The 18840-nt window shown below is 31.9% G+C and carries 21 protein-coding genes; 13 read left to right on the top strand and 8 right to left on the bottom strand.

Annotated elements, in window-relative coordinates:
• Window position 1 precedes the first annotated feature (1 nt).
• The 6 genes from HM992_RS09995 (at window position 2) to HM992_RS09970 (ending at window position 6150) form a co-directional block, all read left to right on the top strand.
• A complete protein-coding gene (locus HM992_RS09995) occupies window positions 2–889 on the top strand; it encodes a hypothetical protein (RefSeq protein WP_179319561.1) in 888 nt (295 codons plus the stop codon).
• Window positions 890–1624: a DUF4129 domain-containing protein gene (locus tag HM992_RS09990; RefSeq protein WP_179319560.1), complete on the top strand. Its 735-nt coding sequence runs from the start codon at window positions 890–892 to the stop codon at window positions 1622–1624.
• Window positions 1621–2847, top strand: a complete 1227-nt coding sequence (locus HM992_RS09985) for a DUF4350 domain-containing protein (RefSeq protein ID WP_179319559.1) — start codon at window positions 1621–1623, stop codon at window positions 2845–2847. The genes HM992_RS09990 and HM992_RS09985 overlap by 4 nt, the downstream gene beginning before the upstream one ends.
• On the top strand, window positions 2826–3824 hold the full coding sequence (locus tag HM992_RS09980) for an AAA family ATPase (protein ID WP_179319558.1): 999 nt from the start codon (window positions 2826–2828) through the stop codon (window positions 3822–3824). The genes HM992_RS09985 and HM992_RS09980 overlap by 22 nt, the downstream gene beginning before the upstream one ends.
• 249 nt (window positions 3825–4073) lie before the next feature.
• Window positions 4074–5405: a DUF58 domain-containing protein gene (locus HM992_RS09975; RefSeq protein ID WP_179319557.1), complete on the top strand. Its 1332-nt coding sequence runs from the start codon at window positions 4074–4076 to the stop codon at window positions 5403–5405.
• Window positions 5406–5733: 328 nt separating this feature from the next.
• Window positions 5734–6150 (top strand): DUF2141 domain-containing protein, encoded by a 417-nt coding sequence (locus tag HM992_RS09970; RefSeq protein WP_179319556.1) that lies wholly within the window; start codon window positions 5734–5736, stop codon window positions 6148–6150.
• Window positions 6151–6227: 77 nt separating this feature from the next.
• Here the strand turns inward: HM992_RS09970 and HM992_RS09965 are convergent, their stop codons facing one another.
• Complete coding sequence (locus HM992_RS09965; protein ID WP_178984840.1) at window positions 6228–6707, bottom strand: Dps family protein; 480 nt, start codon at window positions 6705–6707, stop codon at window positions 6228–6230.
• A 102-nt stretch (window positions 6708–6809) separates the two neighbouring features.
• Here HM992_RS09965 and HM992_RS09960 point away from each other — a divergent pair, with 102 nt between their 5' ends.
• The gene (locus HM992_RS09960) at window positions 6810–7748 is read left to right on the top strand and encodes a LysR substrate-binding domain-containing protein (protein WP_178984839.1); all 939 of its coding nucleotides are present in this window, start codon (window positions 6810–6812) and stop codon (window positions 7746–7748) included.
• Window positions 7749–7812: 64 nt separating this feature from the next.
• Here HM992_RS09960 and HM992_RS09955 read toward each other — a convergent pair whose 3' ends face one another.
• From HM992_RS09955 to HM992_RS09945, 3 genes are all read right to left on the bottom strand, one after another.
• A complete protein-coding gene (locus HM992_RS09955; RefSeq protein WP_020896136.1) occupies window positions 7813–8010 on the bottom strand; it encodes a hypothetical protein in 198 nt (65 codons plus the stop codon).
• Window positions 8011–8236: 226 nt separating this feature from the next.
• Complete coding sequence (locus HM992_RS09950; protein ID WP_178984838.1) at window positions 8237–9061, bottom strand: TIGR00266 family protein; 825 nt, start codon at window positions 9059–9061, stop codon at window positions 8237–8239.
• 162 nt (window positions 9062–9223) lie between these two features.
• Entirely contained in the window at window positions 9224–9679 is a 456-nt protein-coding gene (locus tag HM992_RS09945) for a DUF4442 domain-containing protein (RefSeq protein ID WP_179319555.1), read from the bottom strand.
• A gap of 146 nt (window positions 9680–9825) precedes the next feature.
• On the opposite strand from HM992_RS09945, the gene HM992_RS09940 reads away from it, so the two are divergent.
• From HM992_RS09940 to HM992_RS09920, 5 genes are all read left to right on the top strand, one after another.
• Entirely contained in the window at window positions 9826–10272 is a 447-nt protein-coding gene (locus HM992_RS09940; RefSeq protein WP_178984836.1) for a DUF4870 domain-containing protein, read from the top strand.
• 70 nt (window positions 10273–10342) lie between these two features.
• A complete protein-coding gene (locus HM992_RS09935; protein ID WP_020896132.1) occupies window positions 10343–10684 on the top strand; it encodes a PadR family transcriptional regulator in 342 nt (113 codons plus the stop codon).
• Complete coding sequence (locus tag HM992_RS09930; protein ID WP_179319554.1) at window positions 10681–12507, top strand: PspC domain-containing protein; 1827 nt, start codon at window positions 10681–10683, stop codon at window positions 12505–12507. Before HM992_RS09935 ends, HM992_RS09930 begins: the two co-directional genes overlap by 4 nt.
• Before the next feature lie 103 nt (window positions 12508–12610).
• Window positions 12611–13327: a head GIN domain-containing protein gene (locus tag HM992_RS09925; RefSeq protein WP_178984834.1), complete on the top strand. Its 717-nt coding sequence runs from the start codon at window positions 12611–12613 to the stop codon at window positions 13325–13327.
• Between the two features lie 256 nt (window positions 13328–13583).
• Entirely contained in the window at window positions 13584–14420 is an 837-nt protein-coding gene (locus tag HM992_RS09920) for a GIN domain-containing protein (RefSeq protein ID WP_229720474.1), read from the top strand.
• Between the two features lie 7 nt (window positions 14421–14427).
• Here HM992_RS09920 and HM992_RS09915 read toward each other — a convergent pair whose 3' ends face one another.
• From HM992_RS09915 to trxB, 4 genes are all read right to left on the bottom strand, one after another.
• On the bottom strand, window positions 14428–15027 hold the full coding sequence (locus HM992_RS09915) for a YceI family protein (protein ID WP_179319553.1): 600 nt from the start codon (window positions 15025–15027) through the stop codon (window positions 14428–14430).
• 67 nt (window positions 15028–15094) lie between these two features.
• Window positions 15095–16369: a hypothetical protein gene (locus tag HM992_RS09910; RefSeq protein WP_178984832.1), complete on the bottom strand. Its 1275-nt coding sequence runs from the start codon at window positions 16367–16369 to the stop codon at window positions 15095–15097.
• 41 nt (window positions 16370–16410) lie between these two features.
• Window positions 16411–16998, bottom strand: coding sequence for a YceI family protein (locus HM992_RS09905; RefSeq protein WP_178984831.1), 588 nt, complete (start codon window positions 16996–16998; stop codon window positions 16411–16413).
• A 176-nt stretch (window positions 16999–17174) separates the two neighbouring features.
• Window positions 17175–18158 carry a thioredoxin-disulfide reductase gene (trxB, locus tag HM992_RS09900; RefSeq protein ID WP_178984830.1) on the bottom strand — a complete coding sequence of 328 codons (984 nt, stop codon included), beginning with the start codon at window positions 18156–18158 and terminating at the stop codon, window positions 17175–17177.
• 161 nt (window positions 18159–18319) lie between these two features.
• Between trxB and HM992_RS09895 the strand changes: the two genes are divergently transcribed.
• A complete protein-coding gene (locus HM992_RS09895; protein WP_179319552.1) occupies window positions 18320–18799 on the top strand; it encodes a hypothetical protein in 480 nt (159 codons plus the stop codon).
• The last annotated feature ends 41 nt before the right edge of the window (window positions 18800–18840 follow it).

Below are 18840 nucleotides of genomic sequence, written 5' to 3'. Positions count from 1 at the left end.
CATGAATAAATCCTATATCGAATTTAGAAAACAACGCGATTTCAGCAGTATTTTAAGTGATACATTCGGTTTTATCAGAAATGAATTTAAACCATTTATCAAAACCATTTTTAATATTGCAGGACCAGCAATTGTTATTTTTATGCTATCGCTTGCCGCTTATAATTATGTCGCTGGTGATATTCTTAATTTTACTAGCTTTAATGAACCAAGCTTAAATTCAACAAGCATTGTCGTTACAATAGTTACAGTCATTATTTACTTTATTTCTGCGATTGCAGCTTATATTCTAACAGCAGCTACAGTACTTTTCTACATTAAATCTTATGTAGATAATAAAGGCATTATTGATCCATCAGAAATAAAAAGCAGCGTCTACAAATCCTTTTGGTCGTTTTTTGGACTTAGTTTTTTAAAAGGTATAACCTTAATGATTGCGACAATGCTATGTGTGTTGCCTGTCTTTTACGCTATGATTCCAATGGCTATTGTTTTTAGTGTCTATGTTTTTGAACCAAAACGTTCTACATCAGATGCGTTTAGCCAGAGTTTTACGTTGGCCAATGCCGATTTCTGGACAGCTTTTGGTGTTTTTATCGTATTGGGAATTATTTATTACATTCTCGCTATGGTATTTTCAATTCCATCAGTAATATATGCCTTAATAAGTACAGGTGTTTTTTCTGGTGAAATTGATCCTGCTAATCTTAATACCTTTTCTGCAGACCCAGTAGTTATCGTTCTTAATGTATTCAATACATTCTTTCAGTTTTTATTAAACATCATTCTAATGGTTGCAGGAGCTGTTATTTACTTTCATTTACACGAAAAAGTAAACTTTACTGGCACGTATGATCGTATTAGCGAAATTGGAAAATCAGAAGACTAAATGTTAGTGTACCGATTGCTACTTCTTTGTTTATGTTTTGGGCAATTTTCTATTGCGCAACAAAGCGAGCAATCCGTATATTATGATGATACTACAATTGAAAAACAACACATATCAGAAGATGATTTAGAAGCTTACAAAGCCGACGATGATTTCAATTACACAGAAGTTGAACCCGAAGAAAACTTTTTTGATAAAGTCTCCCGTTGGTTTCAAAACATACTTACAAAATTTTGGGAAGCCATATTTGGAGTTGGCACAGCCACTGGCTTTTTATACTTTGTTTTTACAATTCTACCCTATTTATTGTTAGGATTATTGGTCTTTTTATTAGTTCGGTTTTTCTTAAAAGTGAATTCTAATAACCTAATAATCAAAGCAAGAAAACAAGGTTCTATTTTATTTTCTGAAGAAGAACAGATTATTAAGAATGAAGACATTCCGTCGTTAATTAATGACGCCGTTAATCAGAAAAACTACCGATTAGCCATTCGATATTATTACCTTCTATCTTTAAAGTATTTAACGGAAAGTGAAAATATATTATGGCAACCACAAAAAACGAATGAAGATTACATTAATGAAATTAATCAAGACCATTTAAAAGTCGATTTTAAAAATATCACAAGAATTTACGATTACGTATGGTATGGCGAATTTGATGTAGATGCTGTTAAGTTTGAAACATTAAAACACCCTTTTGAACATTTAAATAATACAATTACCAAGCCTTGAGCAAAAAAGGAAAACTATATATCATACTTGTAGCACTAACTATTTTGGCTATCGTTGTTCTAGAAATGAACAAACCTAAGGCTATAAATTGGTTTCCTTCTTATGCCACGCATCATAAAATTCCGTTTGGTGCTTATGTGTTTAACGACCAATTAAAACGGGTTGCAGATTCGGTTGCTATAGTCGATCGTCCTCCTTTTGAATACTTAAAGAATAATGACATAAACGGAACATATCTTTTTTATAATGGAGGAATTGCCTTTGGTAAAGAAGAGCTGAATAGTCTTTTAGATTGGGTCGCCAATGGAAACACCCTCGTTGTTGCAGCTGTAGATTTTGAAGAAAAATTACTAGACACTTTAAACCTTAATACACAATCTGTTAATACATTCGATAATTTTAATAACGAATACCAAGTTAAGCTTGTTAACCCAGCAGTAAACGATACACAAACCTACAAATACGATCGGGCTGCAACGTTCTTTCATTTTAACAAAATTGACAACTCAAACACATCTGTTATTGGCTTAATTGACACCTATAGAGGGGAAAACAGGCCAATGAAAGACACTTTAATTAGTACCATTAAACAACCTTTTGGAGATGGTGAAATTATCCTCAGCACCTTTCCACAAGCATTTACCAATTACTTTATATTACAATCACCAAACCAAAATTACACAGCCGGATTATTATCATATTTAGACACATCAAAACCAATCTATGTTGATACCTATTACAAAACAGGAAAGACATTTTACACCTCACCAATGTATTTATTCTTAAATACTCCATCCTTAAAATGGGCCTATTATATAATGCTGATTGGTGCGTTAATCTATATTATTTTTGAAGGTAAACGGAAACAACGTGCAATTCCGATTGTAAATACATTAAAAAATCAGACTGTAGATTTCACAAGAACTATTGCCAATATGTATTATGAAAGTGGAAAGCATAAAGATATTTCACAACACAAAGTCCATCATTTTTTGGAATACATCAGGAATACGTTACATCTTTCAACTGCCGAAATAAATACTAGTTTTATAAACAATTTGGCAGCAAGAAGTAATAATACAGTTGAAGACACGCAGACATTATTTAAACTTATTGAAAGTTTGAATCAAAAAAATGACATCAACAGTATCGAGTTAGAAAGGCTAAACACCTTAATAGAACAATTTAAATCCCATAATCAATGGAAGAAAACGAAACAGTAAACGACGACTTAAATTTTGATAATAGAATTCAATTAGAAGATTTAAAAAATGCTGTAGAAAGCATTAAAAGCGAATTGAGAAAAGTCATCATCGGACAAGATAATTTTGTAGAATTACTTATCGTAGCCTTACTTGCAGATGGACACGTTTTAATTGAAGGTGTTCCAGGTATTGCGAAAACGGTAACGGCTAAATTGTTTGCAAAAGTTTTAAAAACGGAATTTAGCAGAATTCAGTTTACACCAGATTTAATGCCTAGTGATGTTTTGGGAACGTCGATTTTAAATATGAAATCTTCGGAATTTGAATTCAAAAAAGGCCCTATTTTCTCTAACATTGTTTTAATTGACGAAATCAATAGAGCACCTGCAAAAACGCAAGCGGCTTTATTTGAAACGATGGAAGAACGCCAAGCTACTATTGATGGTTTTACCTACCCGTTTGAAAATCCGTTTATGGTTTTGGCAACGCAAAACCCAATTGAGCAAGAAGGAACTTATGCTTTACCTGAAGCACAATTAGACCGTTTCATCTTTAAAATTAAGGTCGATTATCCGTCCTTGGAAGATGAAATTAAAATCATTGCCTCTCATCACGAACGTAAAGGAGCAAAACCACAAACACGGATTAATCCTATTTTAGATGTCGCTTTATTGGAAGATTATAAAAGCAAAACACAATCTGTTCTCGTTGAAGAAAAGATTATAAAATATATCGCAGAAGTGGTTTCTAAAACACGAAATCATCCGCATTTATATTTAGGTGGTTCTCCACGAGCATCGATTGCGATATTAAATACCGCTAAAGCTTTTGCTGCTATAAATGGTCGTGATTTTGTAATTCCTGAAGACGTCAAAAAATCATTAAATCCTGTTTTGAATCATCGTATTATTTTAACACCAGAACGCGAAATGGAAGGAATGACCACGGAAAATGTCATTGAAATGATTGTGCAATCGGTTGAAGTGCCGCGATAGCATTTGGCATAAAGCAGGCAGAATTAGGAATTAGGAATTAGGAATTAGGAATTAGGAATTAGGAATTAGGAATTAGGAAAATAAAAGAAATTGTTTTCCCATACACAAAAAAATTCTGAAAAAATAATGTAAATACAGTTGAAATTAAACTAAAAATTTGAATGATTGGATTGTCCCCTTGAGGGGACTTTAGGAGTGTTTTCATAGATAAAAAATATAACACTCATCTAATAGTTAAAAGAGAGGATTATGAATTTCATAAAATCATTATATATACACAAGCAATTGTACATTTATTTGGCAATAGCGTCTGTATGTTTTCTTCTGTCGTATTGGATACCTGCTTTATTTTCAATCGCTTGGATTGTTACTATTATTATAGCTGTTCTTTTATTAATTGATTTACTACTACTCTATCAATCAAAAAGCGCTATTCTTGCGCGACGGATTTTACCAGATAAATTTTCTAACAGCGATAATAATCCTGTACCCATTACAATCACAAATAAGTACAGTTTTAAAACCTATATTGATGTTATTGATGAATTACCCGTACAATTTCAGAAGCGAGATTTTCTCTATCAAACATCTTTGAACCCAAATCAAAATCACGATTTTGAATACTTAGTAAGACCTGTAGATCGCGGTGAATATTACTTTGGGCATCTTAATATATTTGTATCTTCTATTCTCAAAATCGTAAAACGAAGGTATCAGTTTCAAAACCAACAAATGGTAATGGTTTATCCCTCCATTATTCAAATGCAGAAGTATGATTTTCTGGCTATCAGCAATTCGTTAACTGAATTTGGTTTAAAAAAGATAAGACGTATTGGTAATACTTCGGAATTTGAACAAATTAAAGATTATATTCCTGGCGACGATTTTAGAACCGTAAATTGGAAAGCGACAGCAAAACGTGGACAGTTAATGGTCAACCAATATCAAGATGAAAAATCGCAACCCATCTACTCTATCATTGATACTGGCAGAATTATGAAAATGCCCTTTAATGGATTAAAGCTCTTAGATTATGCCATTAATTCAACCTTAGCATTTAGTAATGTCGCCCTAAAAAAGCACGATAAAGTCGGCATGATTTCCTTCTCAAAAAAGATAGAATCGTTTTTACCTGCCATTCAGAAATTAACCTATCTCAATCGTATATTAGAAAACTTATATAATATTGATACACAATTTAATGATAGTGATTTTGGTTTGCTCTACGCGCAATTAAAACGAAAAGTGACGCATCGAAGCCTTCTTCTACTTTATACTAATTTTGAACATATTAGCGCTTTAAAACGCCAATTACCATATTTACAAGCCATTTCTAAAAAACATATGCTTGTTGTTGTTTTGTTTGAAAACACAGAATTAGATACCATATTAAATGAAAATGCTGAGGATTTACAATCTATCTATCATAAAACCATAGCAGAAAAATTTGCCTTCGAAAAACGTTTAATGGTAAAAGAACTTCAGAAACATGGTATTCAATCCATTTTAACGGCTCCAGAAAACTTGACCATTAATACCATTAATAAGTATTTAGAGATTAAAGCTCGTGGGCTTTTATAGTGAATAGTGACAAATAATAAATCACCATCAACTTTAAACTCCTAACTCTTGAACTATAACTCTTAACTTTAAACTCTTAACTTCAATTCTTGGCTCTTGGCTTTTGGCTCTTGGCTTTTGGCTTTTGGCTTTTGGCTCTTGGCTCTTGGCTCTTGGCTCTTGGCTCTTGGCTCTTGGTTAACATACTAATTATTAACTAAACAACAGTCTATCCTACAAATAATACAGTTCGGTAATGACAATTATTTGAATTGAAGAGTTTATCCGATATTTGAATCATCAACAAAAAAGAACAGTATTTCACATTAATCATTAAAAACTTAATATCATGAAAAAATTAATCTTAACATTCGCATTAGCTTTAATGTCAATCATCGGGTTTTCTCAAGAAGGAGGAGCTACAATCACAATTACCATTGATAATGTAACGAGCGATAAAGGAAAAGTATTAACGTCTTTACACACTTCAGAAACTTTTATGAAAGGGAAAGGTATACAGAATGCAGAAACTGAAATAAAAGATGGAAAAGTGACGATTTCCTTTAAAAACGTGCTACCAGGAGAGTATGCCATAATGACTTTGCATGATGCTAATGATAATAAACGTATGGACTTTCAAGACAACGGAATGCCTTTAGAATCTTACGGCATATCTAATAACGTCATGTCATTTGGCCCACCAAATTACGATGAAGCTAAATTTATAGTTGAAGATAAAGACCTAGATTTAAATATTCGTTTTTAGAATAGCATACACATCAATCAAAACAAAAAAAAGACTGCTTTCTAGCAGTCTTTTTTTTGTTTAAAAATGATTCAGTATTAAACTGTTTCACCTAACCAAGCTTTCATCATCCAAACCGTTTTTTCTTGTTCGGTAATAAAATCACTCATCATTGAATTGGTACCTTCATCGTTTGCATCACCTGCAACTTCTAAAATAGAGCGCTCCATTTTTAATAATTCTGAAAGTGAATCTACAATTAACTCAACTGCTTTTTCATCTTTGGAAATATTTTTACCTACAGGAACTTTTGCTGCTTTAGTATAATCTTCAAACGTATGTAGTGGAGTTTCACCTAATGTTAAAATTCGTTCAGCAATTTCATCTACTTTTAGATTAGCATCTGTGTATAACTCTTCAAATTTCTCATGTAGCGCAAAAAAGCCACGTCCTTTAATATTCCAGTGGATGCCTCTTAAATTCTGATAGTATAATTGAAAATTCGCTAATAATTGATTTAAATCATTCGCTAATTCTTTTGTTTTTTCGGTATCTAAACCTATGCTATTTAGTTTCATAATATGATTATTTTGTTTACTCAAATTTACGAAATATTTAAGCCTTGTTCAGCATAGTTTTTATGAATACTTTTAATACTTTTATAGCCTAAATTAATAGTTATGACGATTACCCAACTAAAATATGCTTTAGCCATAGCAGAACATAAGAATTTTACAAAAGCAGCTGAAAAATGTTTTGTGACACAACCTACTTTAAGTACACAAATTCAGAAGTTAGAAGACGAATTAGATATTATCATTTTTGATAGAGGAAAAAAACCAATTGAACTAACAGACGTAGGACGGAAAATTGTATACCAAGCCAGAAATATAGTCAATGAGGCCGACAGAATTCAAGATATAGTTGATCAGCAAAAAGGATTCATTGGTGGCGAGTTTAGATTAGGAATTATTCCGACCATAATGCCAACGCTTTTGCCCATGTTTTTGAAAAGTTTTATAAAAAAATATCCAAAAGTTAAATTAAAAATAGAAGAATTAACTACTGAAGAAATTTTAACACGTCTTAGCGATGGTCACTTAGATGCCGCAATTGCAGCCACACCTTTAGAGAGTGATAATATAAAAGAACGTGTTTTATATTACGAACCTTTTGTAGCTTACATTCCTGAAAGTCACAGGTTAAAAGATAAAAAAACCATTGAAGTTTCTGATTTAAATATTGACGACATGTTACTTTTAGAAGATGGACACTGCTTTAGAGATGGAGTAATTAATCTTTGTAAAACTTTTAAAGATCAGATAGATGAGAACTTTCAACTCGAAAGTGGCAGTATAGAAACCTTAATAAAATTGTCTAATGAAGGCATGGGAATGACACTTCTTCCTTATTTACATACTTTAGACGTAAGAGAAAAATTAGCTCCCAACTTAAGACACTTTAAAGAACCTTCTCCTGCGAGAGAAGTCAGTATTATTTATCATAAAAGTGAATTAAAAATGCAAATTATAGATGCTATGCATAGTGTAATTTCAGGAATTATTCGTGGTGCAATTGCTTTTCAGAATGTAGAAATTATTAGTCCGAAAGCAAAATAGACGTTCTCAATACTATAAATAATAAAAGAAGCGTCCTGATAAATATCAGGACGCTTCTTTTATATTATGCTTTCAAATAAATTAAGCATTGATTTAAGTCTGGGTTTTGATTGATTAGGGACTGAATAAAGATTCTTAATTCTTCAAGTTCGTGAGGCAGTAAACGTCTTACTGCTTTTTGCACTTCCTTACAGAATAATGTCGCATCAAAACTCACTTTGCTAAGTACCGTTTTAGTGTACTCGTACATTGCTCGCGCCATAGCTTTTTTTTGGTTTTAGGTTAACAAAAAGTATTTTTTTTCTATACGCTATTGTTTCAATTCAGTTTTAAAGATAGCAAAAATTCATAATGAAAATCATTTTCATAAAAAGTTTAACAGCTTGTTATGTTAAAAGCTTGAAACTACTCGTTGAAGGCTATAGATTTTTTAAGATGATTCCCATAAAATAATCAACTGGTTTTTAAATAGTTACAATGTTAAGCTATTAAAACCGATTATCACCATCCAATAAATCACCTAATCCTCCAAGAATACTACCTTCACCCTTAGATTTCCCACCTCTTGGTACAGAAGCTAAAACTCTGCCAGCTAATCTACTAAATGGTAAGGATTGTATATACACTTTTCCTGGCCCTTGAAGTTTAGCAAAAAATAAGCCTTCGCCTCCAAAAATGGAATTTTTAATACCTCCTACAAATTCGATATCGTAATCGATGCCTTGTGTAAACCCAATGATACATCCTGTATCTACTCTTAACGTTTCACCAGCTGCTAAGGTTTTTACTGCAGTGGTTCCACCAGCATGTACAAATGCCATTCCATCACCTTCTAACTTCTGCATAATAAAGCCTTCACCTCCAAAAAGACCACGTCCTAATTTTTTAGAAAATTCAATACCGACACTTACTCCTTTTGCTGCACAAAGAAATGCATCTTTCTGACAAATAAATTTCCCACCATATTCCATTAAGTCAATCGGAATTATTTTTCCTGGATAAGGTGATGCAAAAGACACATTACGCTTCCCTGTAAGATCGTTATAAAAAGCTGTCATAAATAAGCTTTCACCAGTAAGGATTCGTTTTCCTGCTCCTAATATTTTACCTAAAAAACTCGAATCATTTTGAGAACCATCACCAAAAATAGTATCCATTTTAATACCATCGTCCATCATCATAAAACTTCCAGATTCAGCAATTACAGCTTCTTGTGGATCTAATTCTATTTCTACATATTGCATTTCTTCACCATAGATACGGTAATCTATTTCGTGAGCATTTCGGTCGTTGTAATCTGGTAATTTTTCCATAGCTAATTATTTCTTTTAATGATACTGAAACAAGTTCAGCATAAAGTGATTCATTTATATGTTGAGATAATTACAGTTTTGTTACACCATTTATTAAAAACAAATAGAATAAATTTATTTCTGAAAATTGAAAAGTAAATTTCCACTTTAAACTCTTAACGATTAACTCTTAACTTTCAAAGTCCATTCAAAATTAAAAGTAGACACTTCTACTCCTTCTTCATTAACTCCATTAGCATTTAACCAAACCGTTTGCCCTTCTCCTGTTTCTATAGCTTTATGTATGGCGTCGTCAATTTTGTTGCCTTCATTACAAGTAAAGGTAATTATTCCTGTGGCTTTTTTTGTAAATGATGCATTGTTAGATGCCACTAACATCGATATTTTTTTACCACTACCCCTAATCTTTTTCATAACCAAAGCGCCTGTTGTTAACTCGGCAGCCATACCTTGCACAGCCCAAAACATTGACTTAAATGGATTTTGATTTACCCAACGATGTTTAACCTTCACTATACACGTGGAGTCATTTAACAGTTTAGTTCTTACTCCTGTAAAATAAGCTGCAGGAAGCTTAAACATTAGATATTTATTGAGTTTAGATGGTGTTATATTCATAAGTGTTAACAATATTTTCCACTAAAATAATCGAAAATTTTCAACTTCACTAATGTTAAAGAAATGTTAATTTTCAGTACTATGCGTAACATAATACCTTTTTAAAGACATATATTTGTATAAACAACTATTATATACTTTATAACATGATAGATAATCACCACAAAAATTTAGCGACATTTATACATTTGTCAACCTTTTCAAGATTTATAATTCCCTTTGGAAATTTTATTGGCCCTATAGTATTATGGGCTGCTAATAAAAACAAATCCGATTTTATAGATCAGCATGGCAAACAAGCCATAAATTTTCAAATTAGTGTTTTACTCTATGCTATTATAATAGGCACGTTAAGTGTTCCATTTTTTATATTCAAAATATTCAGAGGTATGGATATTTTAGATTTCAATGGCTTTAATAATTTCCATATTAACATAGGCGAGCCTTCTCCTCTACTTTATATAGGAGGTGGTTTAGGTGCCTTAGCAATTGTAGCCTTTATAATCGAATTAGCTCTCATTGTTAAAGCCAGTTTATCAGCAAGAGATGGAAACACTTTCAAATATCCGTTAACCATAAATTTTTTAAAGTAAATAAAGTATTCATCAATAATCAAATCAATCAAAAAATGAACAGTTTAATTAAATTAATGAAACATCGACTATGAAAATAGAAAACACAAAAGCACAAATGCGTAAAGGTGTTTTAGAGTATTGCATCCTATCCATTCTAAAAGATGAAGATGCCTATGTTGCAGAAATTCTCGGCACACTAAAAGACGCAAAAATGCTTGTTGTAGAAGGAACGATATATCCACTATTAACAAGATTAAAAAATGCCGGATTACTCAACTACCGTTGGGAAGAATCGACCTCTGGTCCACCAAGAAAATATTATGGACTTACTGAGACAGGAAAACTGTTTCTTAATGAATTAAACTCCACTTGGAGTGATCTACAAAATGCCGTTAACCTAGTAACCAACACAAAAACACCAAAGAAATGAATAAAACAGTCAATATAAATTTAGCAGGTATATTCTTCCATATAGATGAAGATGCATACCTAAAATTATCACGCTATCTTGAGGCTATAAAACGTTCATTTACAGACTCTCAAGGTCGTTCAGAAATTATAGCAGATATTGAAGCTCGTATTGCCGAATTATTTGCAGAACGTATTCAAAATGAAAAACAAGTTGTTGGAGTAAAGCTAGTTGACGAGGTTATTACTATTATGGGACAACCGGAAGACTATTTAGTAGATGACGAAATTTTTGAAGATGAACCACAACAACACTACAAGCAAAAATCGAGTCCATCAAGACGCCTGTTTAGAGATACAGACAATTCTTATGTTGGTGGTGTTTCTGCTGGATTAGGACATTACTTTGGAATAGATGCCTTATGGGTTCGTCTACTTTGGGTACTTTTAATCTTTGGTGCTGGTACTGGTATATTACTGTATATTTTACTTTGGGCTTTAATCCCTGAAGCGAAGACTACAGCAGAAAAACTCACCATGACAGGTGACCCTGTGAATATTAGTAATATTGAAAAAAAAATTAAAGACGGCATTGACACGGTTTCCGAAACGGTAAAAAATGTTGATTTAAAAAAACATGGAGATAAACTAAAAAAAGGATTTGACCATGTTTCTGATAATATTTCTGAAACCGTAAAAAATGTTGATTTTCAAAAACAAGGAACGAATTTAAAATCGAGCTCTCAAAACTTCTTTGACACCATTGGAAACATCATCATGTTTTTTCTAAAATTATTCACCAAATTTATTGGTCTCATATTAATTTTTACGGGAATCACAGCTTTAATTGCCTTAATTGTTGCGTATTTCACAGTTGGTATTACAAATGCAATCTATTTCCCTCCTATGGATTTCTTAGATGCAGCAAATGCAGCTAACGTTCCAATGTGGTTAATGTCTACATTATTGTTTTTTGTATTTGCTATTCCTTTTTTCTTTGTCTTTTATTCAGGATTAAAAATATTAGTTAACAACTTAAAATCGATTGGTAATGTTGCAAAATTTACGCTTTTAGGCTTATGGCTAATGTCCATAATCGGAATCGTTGTTATAGGTATAAAACAAGCAACAGAACATGCTTATGACGCTGAAATTATGTCGAAAGCCGACCTTAACATAAAGGTCAACGATACCTTAAAAATTAAGATGGTAGGTTTTGATCGCTTTAATAGCTTTGTTTATAGCGACCACAATAATTTCAGGATAACAGAAGATGAAAACGGTCGTAGTCTTGTGTCTTCAGACATAAAGTTAATTGTGTACTCTACAACCGATTCTGTGGCTAAAATTAATATAATTAAAGAAGCTAGTGGTAGCAATTATAACATTGCTAAGGAACGAGCAGAAAATATTAGTTACGACTACTCTTTTTCTAATAATGAATTACAGTTGGAAGCCTATCATGCTTCAGATGTTAAAAATAAGTACAGCGAACAAGCTATTAGAGTAATTCTATATTTACCAGAAGGTGCAGTGCTGTATTCAGACGTAAACACTAGTAGGTATGTTAACAACTATTACAACAGTTACAATAGTCTTTTAACGAATTCTAATGATGGGCATTATTTAAAAATTAATAAGAATGAGGTTGAATGCTTAGATTGTGAAGAAGAGGTTATTGAAGAAATAGTAATCATAGAAGAAGAAAAAGAGGAATTTATTGAAGAAACCACTGAAATCATCGAGAGCATTACTAACGAGACACCATCTCAAGGAAACAAATCTGAAGTTCGCATTAAAATTAACGACGAAGATGGCGTTAACATAGAGGTTAATGACAATTGATATCTAAAATTCAACAACTCATCACTTTATAATATAAAATCAGATATAATCAAGTTAATTTTATAAAGTAAAAAATTCATCAATCAAAAAACCAACAGAAATCATGACAACATTAACCAGAATTATCGTAATCAGTATTATTAGTATAGTAATGCTATCCTGTAACATTATGTCAGGTATAGATGGCAACGGAAACGTAATTGACGCAGACCGAATTATTTCTAATACCTTTGAGGAAGTTAAAGTCAGCCAAGGCATCGACCTGTACATTACACAAGCTAATGATGTAGCCCTTACAATTGAAGCCGATGAAAACCTACACGATCTTATCAGGACTGAAGTTGAAAATGGCGTCTTAAAAATCTATTCAACAAAAAACATAAGACGAGCATCCTCAAAAAAGGTATTATTAAATATTAAAACCATTTCAGCTATTAAAGCTACAAGTGGAAGTGATGTCTTTGGCACAAACACTATTAAAGTGTCAAATTTAGAACTGAACTCAACAAGCGGAGCTGACATAACTTTAGATGTAGAAACTGACACCTTAAATTGCCATTCTACAAGTGGAAGTGATATTGAATTAAGTGGCTCTACAATAACATTAATTGCAGAAGCAACTAGTGGAAGTGATATCGATGCTTCTAAATTAAAAGCAGAAACATCTAATGTAAAAGTAACAAGTGGCGCAGACATTTCTGTAAACACCTCTAAAGCCCTTACAGCCAATGCGACAAGTGGTGGAGATATAAAATACTATGGAAATCCTGAAAAAGTGAACAAATCCGATAATTCTGCTGGTAGTATTAAACAACAATAAAAGCTTAGCCGTAGGATAATTATTTATTTATTATTAATATAAATAGCTATCAGTCAAAAACTTAATAACCATCTTAAAATCTATTTAGAGTTTGGGATGGTTTTTGCTTATCTTAGTTTATTAGCTTTTAATTGACCAATATTAAACAGAAATCATTAATATTGACAACCAGAACATCATAACGCAGTCAAAAAAATAATAAGTGACTTATCTTATGTGTTTTGTGTCTCTTTATAAAGACAGTAAACATTAGAAAATGAAAAAAATAATACTCCTTCTACTTTTAATGATTGCAGCTTCACCTATAGTGCAATCGCAATCAGACGACAAAATTAAAGGTGACAGAAATGTGACCATAAAGCAAACATTCATCGATGAATTTAATTCCATTGTGGTCGATGGTGATTTTTCAATAGAAGTTGTGTATAACAGTAAACCCTCTGTAAATATTGAAGCAGATGACAATTTGCACGACATCATTCAATTTGATGTGGCTGACGGAGTCCTTACTTTTACAGAAACCACTCGCATTACATCTAAGAAAAAAATGAATATCACTGTAAATTATGGTGATGGTCTTAATACTATTGAAACTAGAGGTGATGGCGAAATTAGGTCACTAACCTCTATGGAACTTGGGGATGTTACCTTAACAACTGCAGATGACTCTAGAGCTTATTTGAATATTAATGCGAAAAGTTTCACATATAAAAGTTCAGGTAAATCAAAAACAAGATTAAATCTTACATCAGATAATACAAAAATAGAACTAACAGATAATAGTAAGTTAGATGCTTTAATTACTGGTAAAGTTGCTGATTTTGATTTATATCTACGTTCTGATGCTGTTATTGAAGGTACAGTAGGTAGCTCAGTGATTAGAATGGATAATTCGACCAATTTTAATGGTTCAAAATTTGATGTTAAGACTTCAGATGTAAGTTTAGAAGATAATAGCGATTTAACTATTGCAGTAAGCGAAAACATTACTATTGCAGCTTCTGGGAATAGTGAAGTTTACTTATTTGGCAGTCCTGCCATAAGCATTACTAAATTTGAAGATACAGCTAAGTTACAGAAAAAGAAACGTTAACGCATAATTAGCTCTCTATAATTTTCAGAGAAAACTGAATCTCAATTTTAGGTGAGACCTTAACCATACCTAACATTTTTGTTGGTGCCGTTAAATTAAAATCATTTATATCCAAAGGCAATACTCCGCTTACATGTAAATCATTATCGCTTGTAATAGAAATTGGAACCGTATAAGTCCTTACAATATTACTTAACGTAATTTCTATGATAGCAGAAGTTGAATTATCATCTAATTTAATTGTAGAAATCTCTTTTAATTTAAGAACAATTTCAGGAAATTCTTCTGTATTAAGTAATTTATTAAAGTCTTTATTGATAGCCTTACCTCCACAATTAAACTCTAAATTAGGTAATGTTAATTTGGTATCTTTAAATTTAATTGACTCATCATGATGATTGTATTTAATAGGTATCGCATCAGAAAGCGTGTGCATATTAAATTGACATTCAAACGTACTAACATTAGTTTTACCTTTAATTTTGAGATAACTCTCCGAAGATAAAAGCACAATTGATTCTTTAGATTCTAACTTTTCTACTTCAGAAAACGTAGAAATTATAGACCCTAGAAAGAATAAAATGAGAAATGATATTGTTTTAAACATAACTAAATATAAAAAAAATAAGACCTCCATCTAAAGGATGAAGGTCTTTTTAAAGAAAAATTAATATTTAGAAACTTATAACTGCTTCTAACATAAAGCCATCAAACTGACCATCTTCAAGAAGATCTCCAGCTGCATAATCATTATATTGTTGATTAACATATTCTCCTTTCAACAATACATTTTTAGTCATAAACCAACCAGCTCCTAATTGGAATCTATCCACACTTACATCATCACCACTTGCTAATTCAGCACTTACAGTGTTATAACGCGCTCCTAAAAATACATTTTCAGTTTCACCAAATCTGTAAATAACTTCACCTGCATATTGATTAGCATCTCTTCTGTCTGCTTCTGTTAAAGCTTTTCCTGAAACTATTTCAACAGTACCAAATACTTCAAGGCCACCATATTTTACAAATGGATTAATCATAATTGCAGTAATTTGATTTCTAAAACCAGGATCAAAACGACCAGATCTAAAGTTATCGCTAGTTGCAGAAGCATCTTGCATAATATTATAATATCTAGAACCTGCTCTATCTGCAGAATATAAATATACATTCGGTGCATAACCTGTATTGTACAATGAGCCTGTTAATCTGAATCTTAAATCATCATTGATTTGCTTATCGAAACCTAATTTAGCTAAAAATGCAGCTCCACCGGTTGATCCATCAGATATTGTAGTGCTTTGGTTTAATTTACCGTTTGTAAATCCTAACATTCCGAAAAATCCATTATCAGCCGTATAGTATACTTCTGCACCAACTTCTGTAGTAAAAGAATCCATAATTAAATTACCTACAAATGGGTTGTGAATTGCTTGTGCATTATCTGATCTTCTAAAGTGAGCGTCACCATAGTTATTTTCCATATGACCAATTTTAATAGTCGTATGTTTCATAAGATCTTCCATAAATCCTTTAGAGATAAAATCTAATTTATCAATTTTAAAGTAACCACCTTTTACATAAGGTTCGTGGTGGTGTCTAGAAGATAGATACGTTCTTAAGTGCATACTAACACCATCATATAACGCTACATCTAAATCTAAATTAGCAGTCGCTAAGTTAAAGTTACTACCAACTTCAGATAAAGGTGTTACACCTGAATTTTCATTATCTAAAGCTTGGTATTGAAGTGCAAACGATCCTCCTATTCTAACATGAAGTTCTTCAAAAGTTGTAAGCGTATCTTTTGGTGCTTCAAAAACATTCACACCTCTTTGATCTGGTTGCCTGTAATTATCGAAGTCTCTAGGGTTAGTTTGTGCAGATATAGAATATCCCATTAATAGCACAATGGCTAATGTTACGAGTTTTAATACTGATTTCATAATTATTTAATTTAAAGTTGATTTTTATTTTTTTAATTTTACTATTTGTTCAATACACTTTTAAACACGATTTTAATCGCATCACCTGTTTTAATGGTTCCTAATAACGCTTTAGGAGGATCAATACCGAAATCGGTCATTTTAAAGGATTTTTCACCATCAAGTGTCACCTTATCCCCATCTATTTTTACTGTCATATCAATAGAAATAGTTTTTGTTACTCCAGAAATAGTCATTTTTCCTGAAGCAGAAACTTTAAAAGAATTATCACTAAGTTTTTCTACATTTTTAACCGAGCTAAGGTTAAAGTCCATAGTTTTATGATCATCTGTGTTTAGCGCTTTATAAGTGTTTTTATCCATTGATGATTTTCCACTTTTAAGACTTTCTGCCTGTACAGAAATACTAAGACTACTAATCTCCAACTCCTCTGAGTTTGTAATTACTATTTTACCGGATTGTTTTTCAGTTTCTAATACCCAATCGTGTAAAGAAGATGTGCCGTGCACTTCTAATACAGAAGAAGAATTATTTAAACTATAAGTTTGAGATGAAGCAACCTGAAAAGAAAGCAGACTACTAAAAAAAACTGCGAAAAAGAATACTGAAGATTTAATTGAATGTTTCATAATTTAATTTGTGTTTTAATGTTGCCGCAAAGATTTGTATAAAAACCATTTTAATTTATGATAAATGTCATATCCGTGCCATTAAAAAAAAATTAACAATTTTGAAACCTTAAAAATTGAACAAAAAAAAGCCGAAGTAGTTAACTTCGGCTATATCATATATGTAATAATTACAACTAATTATAACTAGAGGTAGCAACCTCAAAATCAGAATCTTTAGCTGCTAAATAACGCTCTGCATCCAACGCAGCCATACAACCTGTTCCGGCAGCTGTAATTGCCTGTCTATAAACATGATCTGCAGCATCTCCACTTACAAATACACCTTCTACATTAGTTTTACTAGTTCCTGGTATAGCATTTATAATGTAACCTGTTTCATCTAAATCTAAATAGTCTTTAAAAATATCTGTATTAGGTTTATGACCTATAGCGACAAAGAAACCTGTTGCCTCAATATCGCGTTTTTCATTCGTTTTGTTGTTAATCACTCTTACACCAGTCACCACTTGCCCATCACCTAAAACCTCATCAGTTTCTGTGTTGAATAATATTTCGATGTTCTCTGTATTTTTAACGCGTTCTGCCATAATTTTAGACGCTCTAAACTCATCACGTCTCACCAACATCGTTACTTTTTTACATAATTTAGATAGGTAATGTGCTTCTTCACATGCAGAATCTCCTGCTCCAACAATTACAACTTCCTGGTTTCTATAAAAGAATCCATCACATACTGCACAAGCAGAGACTCCTCCACCTAATTTTAAATATTTTTGTTCAGAAGGTAAGTTTAAATATTTTGCAGATGCACCTGTAGATATTATGATAGTATCAGCATGGATTTCTTTTTCTTCATTTACCCAAGCTTTATGAACATCTCCAGAAAAATCGACCTTAGAAATCCAGCCATGACGTATATCGGTTCCAAAGCGTTCTGCTTGTTTTTGTAATTCCATCATCATTTCTGATCCAGTGATGCCTTCAGGATAACCTGGGAAATTTTCCACATCATTAGTTGTTGTTAATTGACCTCCTGGCTGTTCTCCTTGATATAAAACCGGAAACATATTTGCTCTAGACGCATAAATTGCAGCTGTGTATCCTGCAGGTCCAGACCCTATAATTAAACACTTTACTTTTTCTATTGTATCAGACATATCTTGTATTTTATTAGGTAAAACAAAAGTAGGTTTTTTGTTCAAATCCTTACAATGAAGTTATTAACAGTAATTATAACGTCATAAATTATATCAATCAAAGGGCTTTCTGCTTATAATTTCGTAATTTAAAGGTGTTTAATAGTAAAATCAGAGAAATTATGTCCAACAAAATACTGCTTTTAGGTTTAGCCTTGCTGTTTATATCTTCTTGTAAAGAACAAGACTACAAGGTTACAGAAAATATTCAAACGAAAGAAATTTCAGGAAACAAACAAATTAGTCTCAATGGCACTTGGGAACTTATCGGATTTTATAATTATAAGGATAACGTCGTTGTAGATTCATTTTCTAATAACACCATTTCTAGACAGGTTAAAATGTACTCAGACAATAAGGTAATGTGGTGTAAGCTTTTAAAATCTGATTCCATTGAATTCTTCGGATACGGCTCTTATAATCACAACGATGATATTTTAACTGAAACCTTAGAGTTCGGTTCTGCATTTATGAATGATATTATACAAGAACAACAAGAATTTAATTTTAAGCTCCAATTATCAGAAAATCGTTTTGAACAAATTGAGATTGATGAAGAAGGCAATAAAATATATTCTGAAAATTATGTACGTGTTGAATAGTGTCAGAACTTTTTAAACCTATTATCTATAGGTCAAAAAAA

Source organism: Winogradskyella helgolandensis, assembly GCF_013404085.1.
GTDB classification, from domain to species: Bacteria; Bacteroidota; Bacteroidia; order Flavobacteriales; family Flavobacteriaceae; genus Winogradskyella; species Winogradskyella helgolandensis.
The sequence above is the reverse complement of the archived record's forward strand: the minus strand, read 5'-3'. Positions and strand labels throughout refer to the sequence as shown.

Bases quoted from the DNA above. Each gene is read 5' to 3' on its own strand.
- HM992_RS09915 (WP_179319553.1), bottom strand. From the start codon at position 15,027: ATGTTTAAAACAATATCATTTCTCATTTTATTCTTTCTAGGGTCTATA.
- trxB (WP_178984830.1), bottom strand. From the start codon at position 18,158: ATGTCTGATACAATAGAAAAAGTAAAGTGTTTAATTATAGGGTCTGGA.
- HM992_RS09920 (WP_229720474.1), top strand. From the start codon at position 13,584: ATGAAAAAAATAATACTCCTTCTACTTTTAATGATTGCAGCTTCACCT.
- HM992_RS09945 (WP_179319555.1), bottom strand. From the start codon at position 9,679: ATGAATATAACACCATCTAAACTCAATAAATATCTAATGTTTAAGCTT.
- HM992_RS09970 (WP_179319556.1), top strand. From the start codon at position 5,734: ATGAAAAAATTAATCTTAACATTCGCATTAGCTTTAATGTCAATCATC.
- HM992_RS09960 (WP_178984839.1), top strand. From the start codon at position 6,810: ATGACGATTACCCAACTAAAATATGCTTTAGCCATAGCAGAACATAAG.
- HM992_RS09930 (WP_179319554.1), top strand. From the start codon at position 10,681: ATGAATAAAACAGTCAATATAAATTTAGCAGGTATATTCTTCCATATA.
- HM992_RS09895 (WP_179319552.1), top strand. From the start codon at position 18,320: ATGTCCAACAAAATACTGCTTTTAGGTTTAGCCTTGCTGTTTATATCT.
- HM992_RS09990 (WP_179319560.1), top strand. From the start codon at position 890: ATGTTAGTGTACCGATTGCTACTTCTTTGTTTATGTTTTGGGCAATTT.
- HM992_RS09980 (WP_179319558.1), top strand. From the start codon at position 2,826: ATGGAAGAAAACGAAACAGTAAACGACGACTTAAATTTTGATAATAGA.
- HM992_RS09905 (WP_178984831.1), bottom strand. From the start codon at position 16,998: ATGAAACATTCAATTAAATCTTCAGTATTCTTTTTCGCAGTTTTTTTT.
- HM992_RS09965 (WP_178984840.1), bottom strand. From the start codon at position 6,707: ATGAAACTAAATAGCATAGGTTTAGATACCGAAAAAACAAAAGAATTA.
- HM992_RS09910 (WP_178984832.1), bottom strand. From the start codon at position 16,369: ATGAAATCAGTATTAAAACTCGTAACATTAGCCATTGTGCTATTAATG.
- HM992_RS09995 (WP_179319561.1), top strand. From the start codon at position 2: ATGAATAAATCCTATATCGAATTTAGAAAACAACGCGATTTCAGCAGT.
- HM992_RS09935 (WP_020896132.1), top strand. From the start codon at position 10,343: ATGAAAATAGAAAACACAAAAGCACAAATGCGTAAAGGTGTTTTAGAG.
- HM992_RS09975 (WP_179319557.1), top strand. From the start codon at position 4,074: ATGAATTTCATAAAATCATTATATATACACAAGCAATTGTACATTTAT.
- HM992_RS09950 (WP_178984838.1), bottom strand. From the start codon at position 9,061: ATGGAAAAATTACCAGATTACAACGACCGAAATGCTCACGAAATAGAT.
- HM992_RS09925 (WP_178984834.1), top strand. From the start codon at position 12,611: ATGACAACATTAACCAGAATTATCGTAATCAGTATTATTAGTATAGTA.
- HM992_RS09940 (WP_178984836.1), top strand. From the start codon at position 9,826: ATGATAGATAATCACCACAAAAATTTAGCGACATTTATACATTTGTCA.
- HM992_RS09955 (WP_020896136.1), bottom strand. From the start codon at position 8,010: ATGGCGCGAGCAATGTACGAGTACACTAAAACGGTACTTAGCAAAGTG.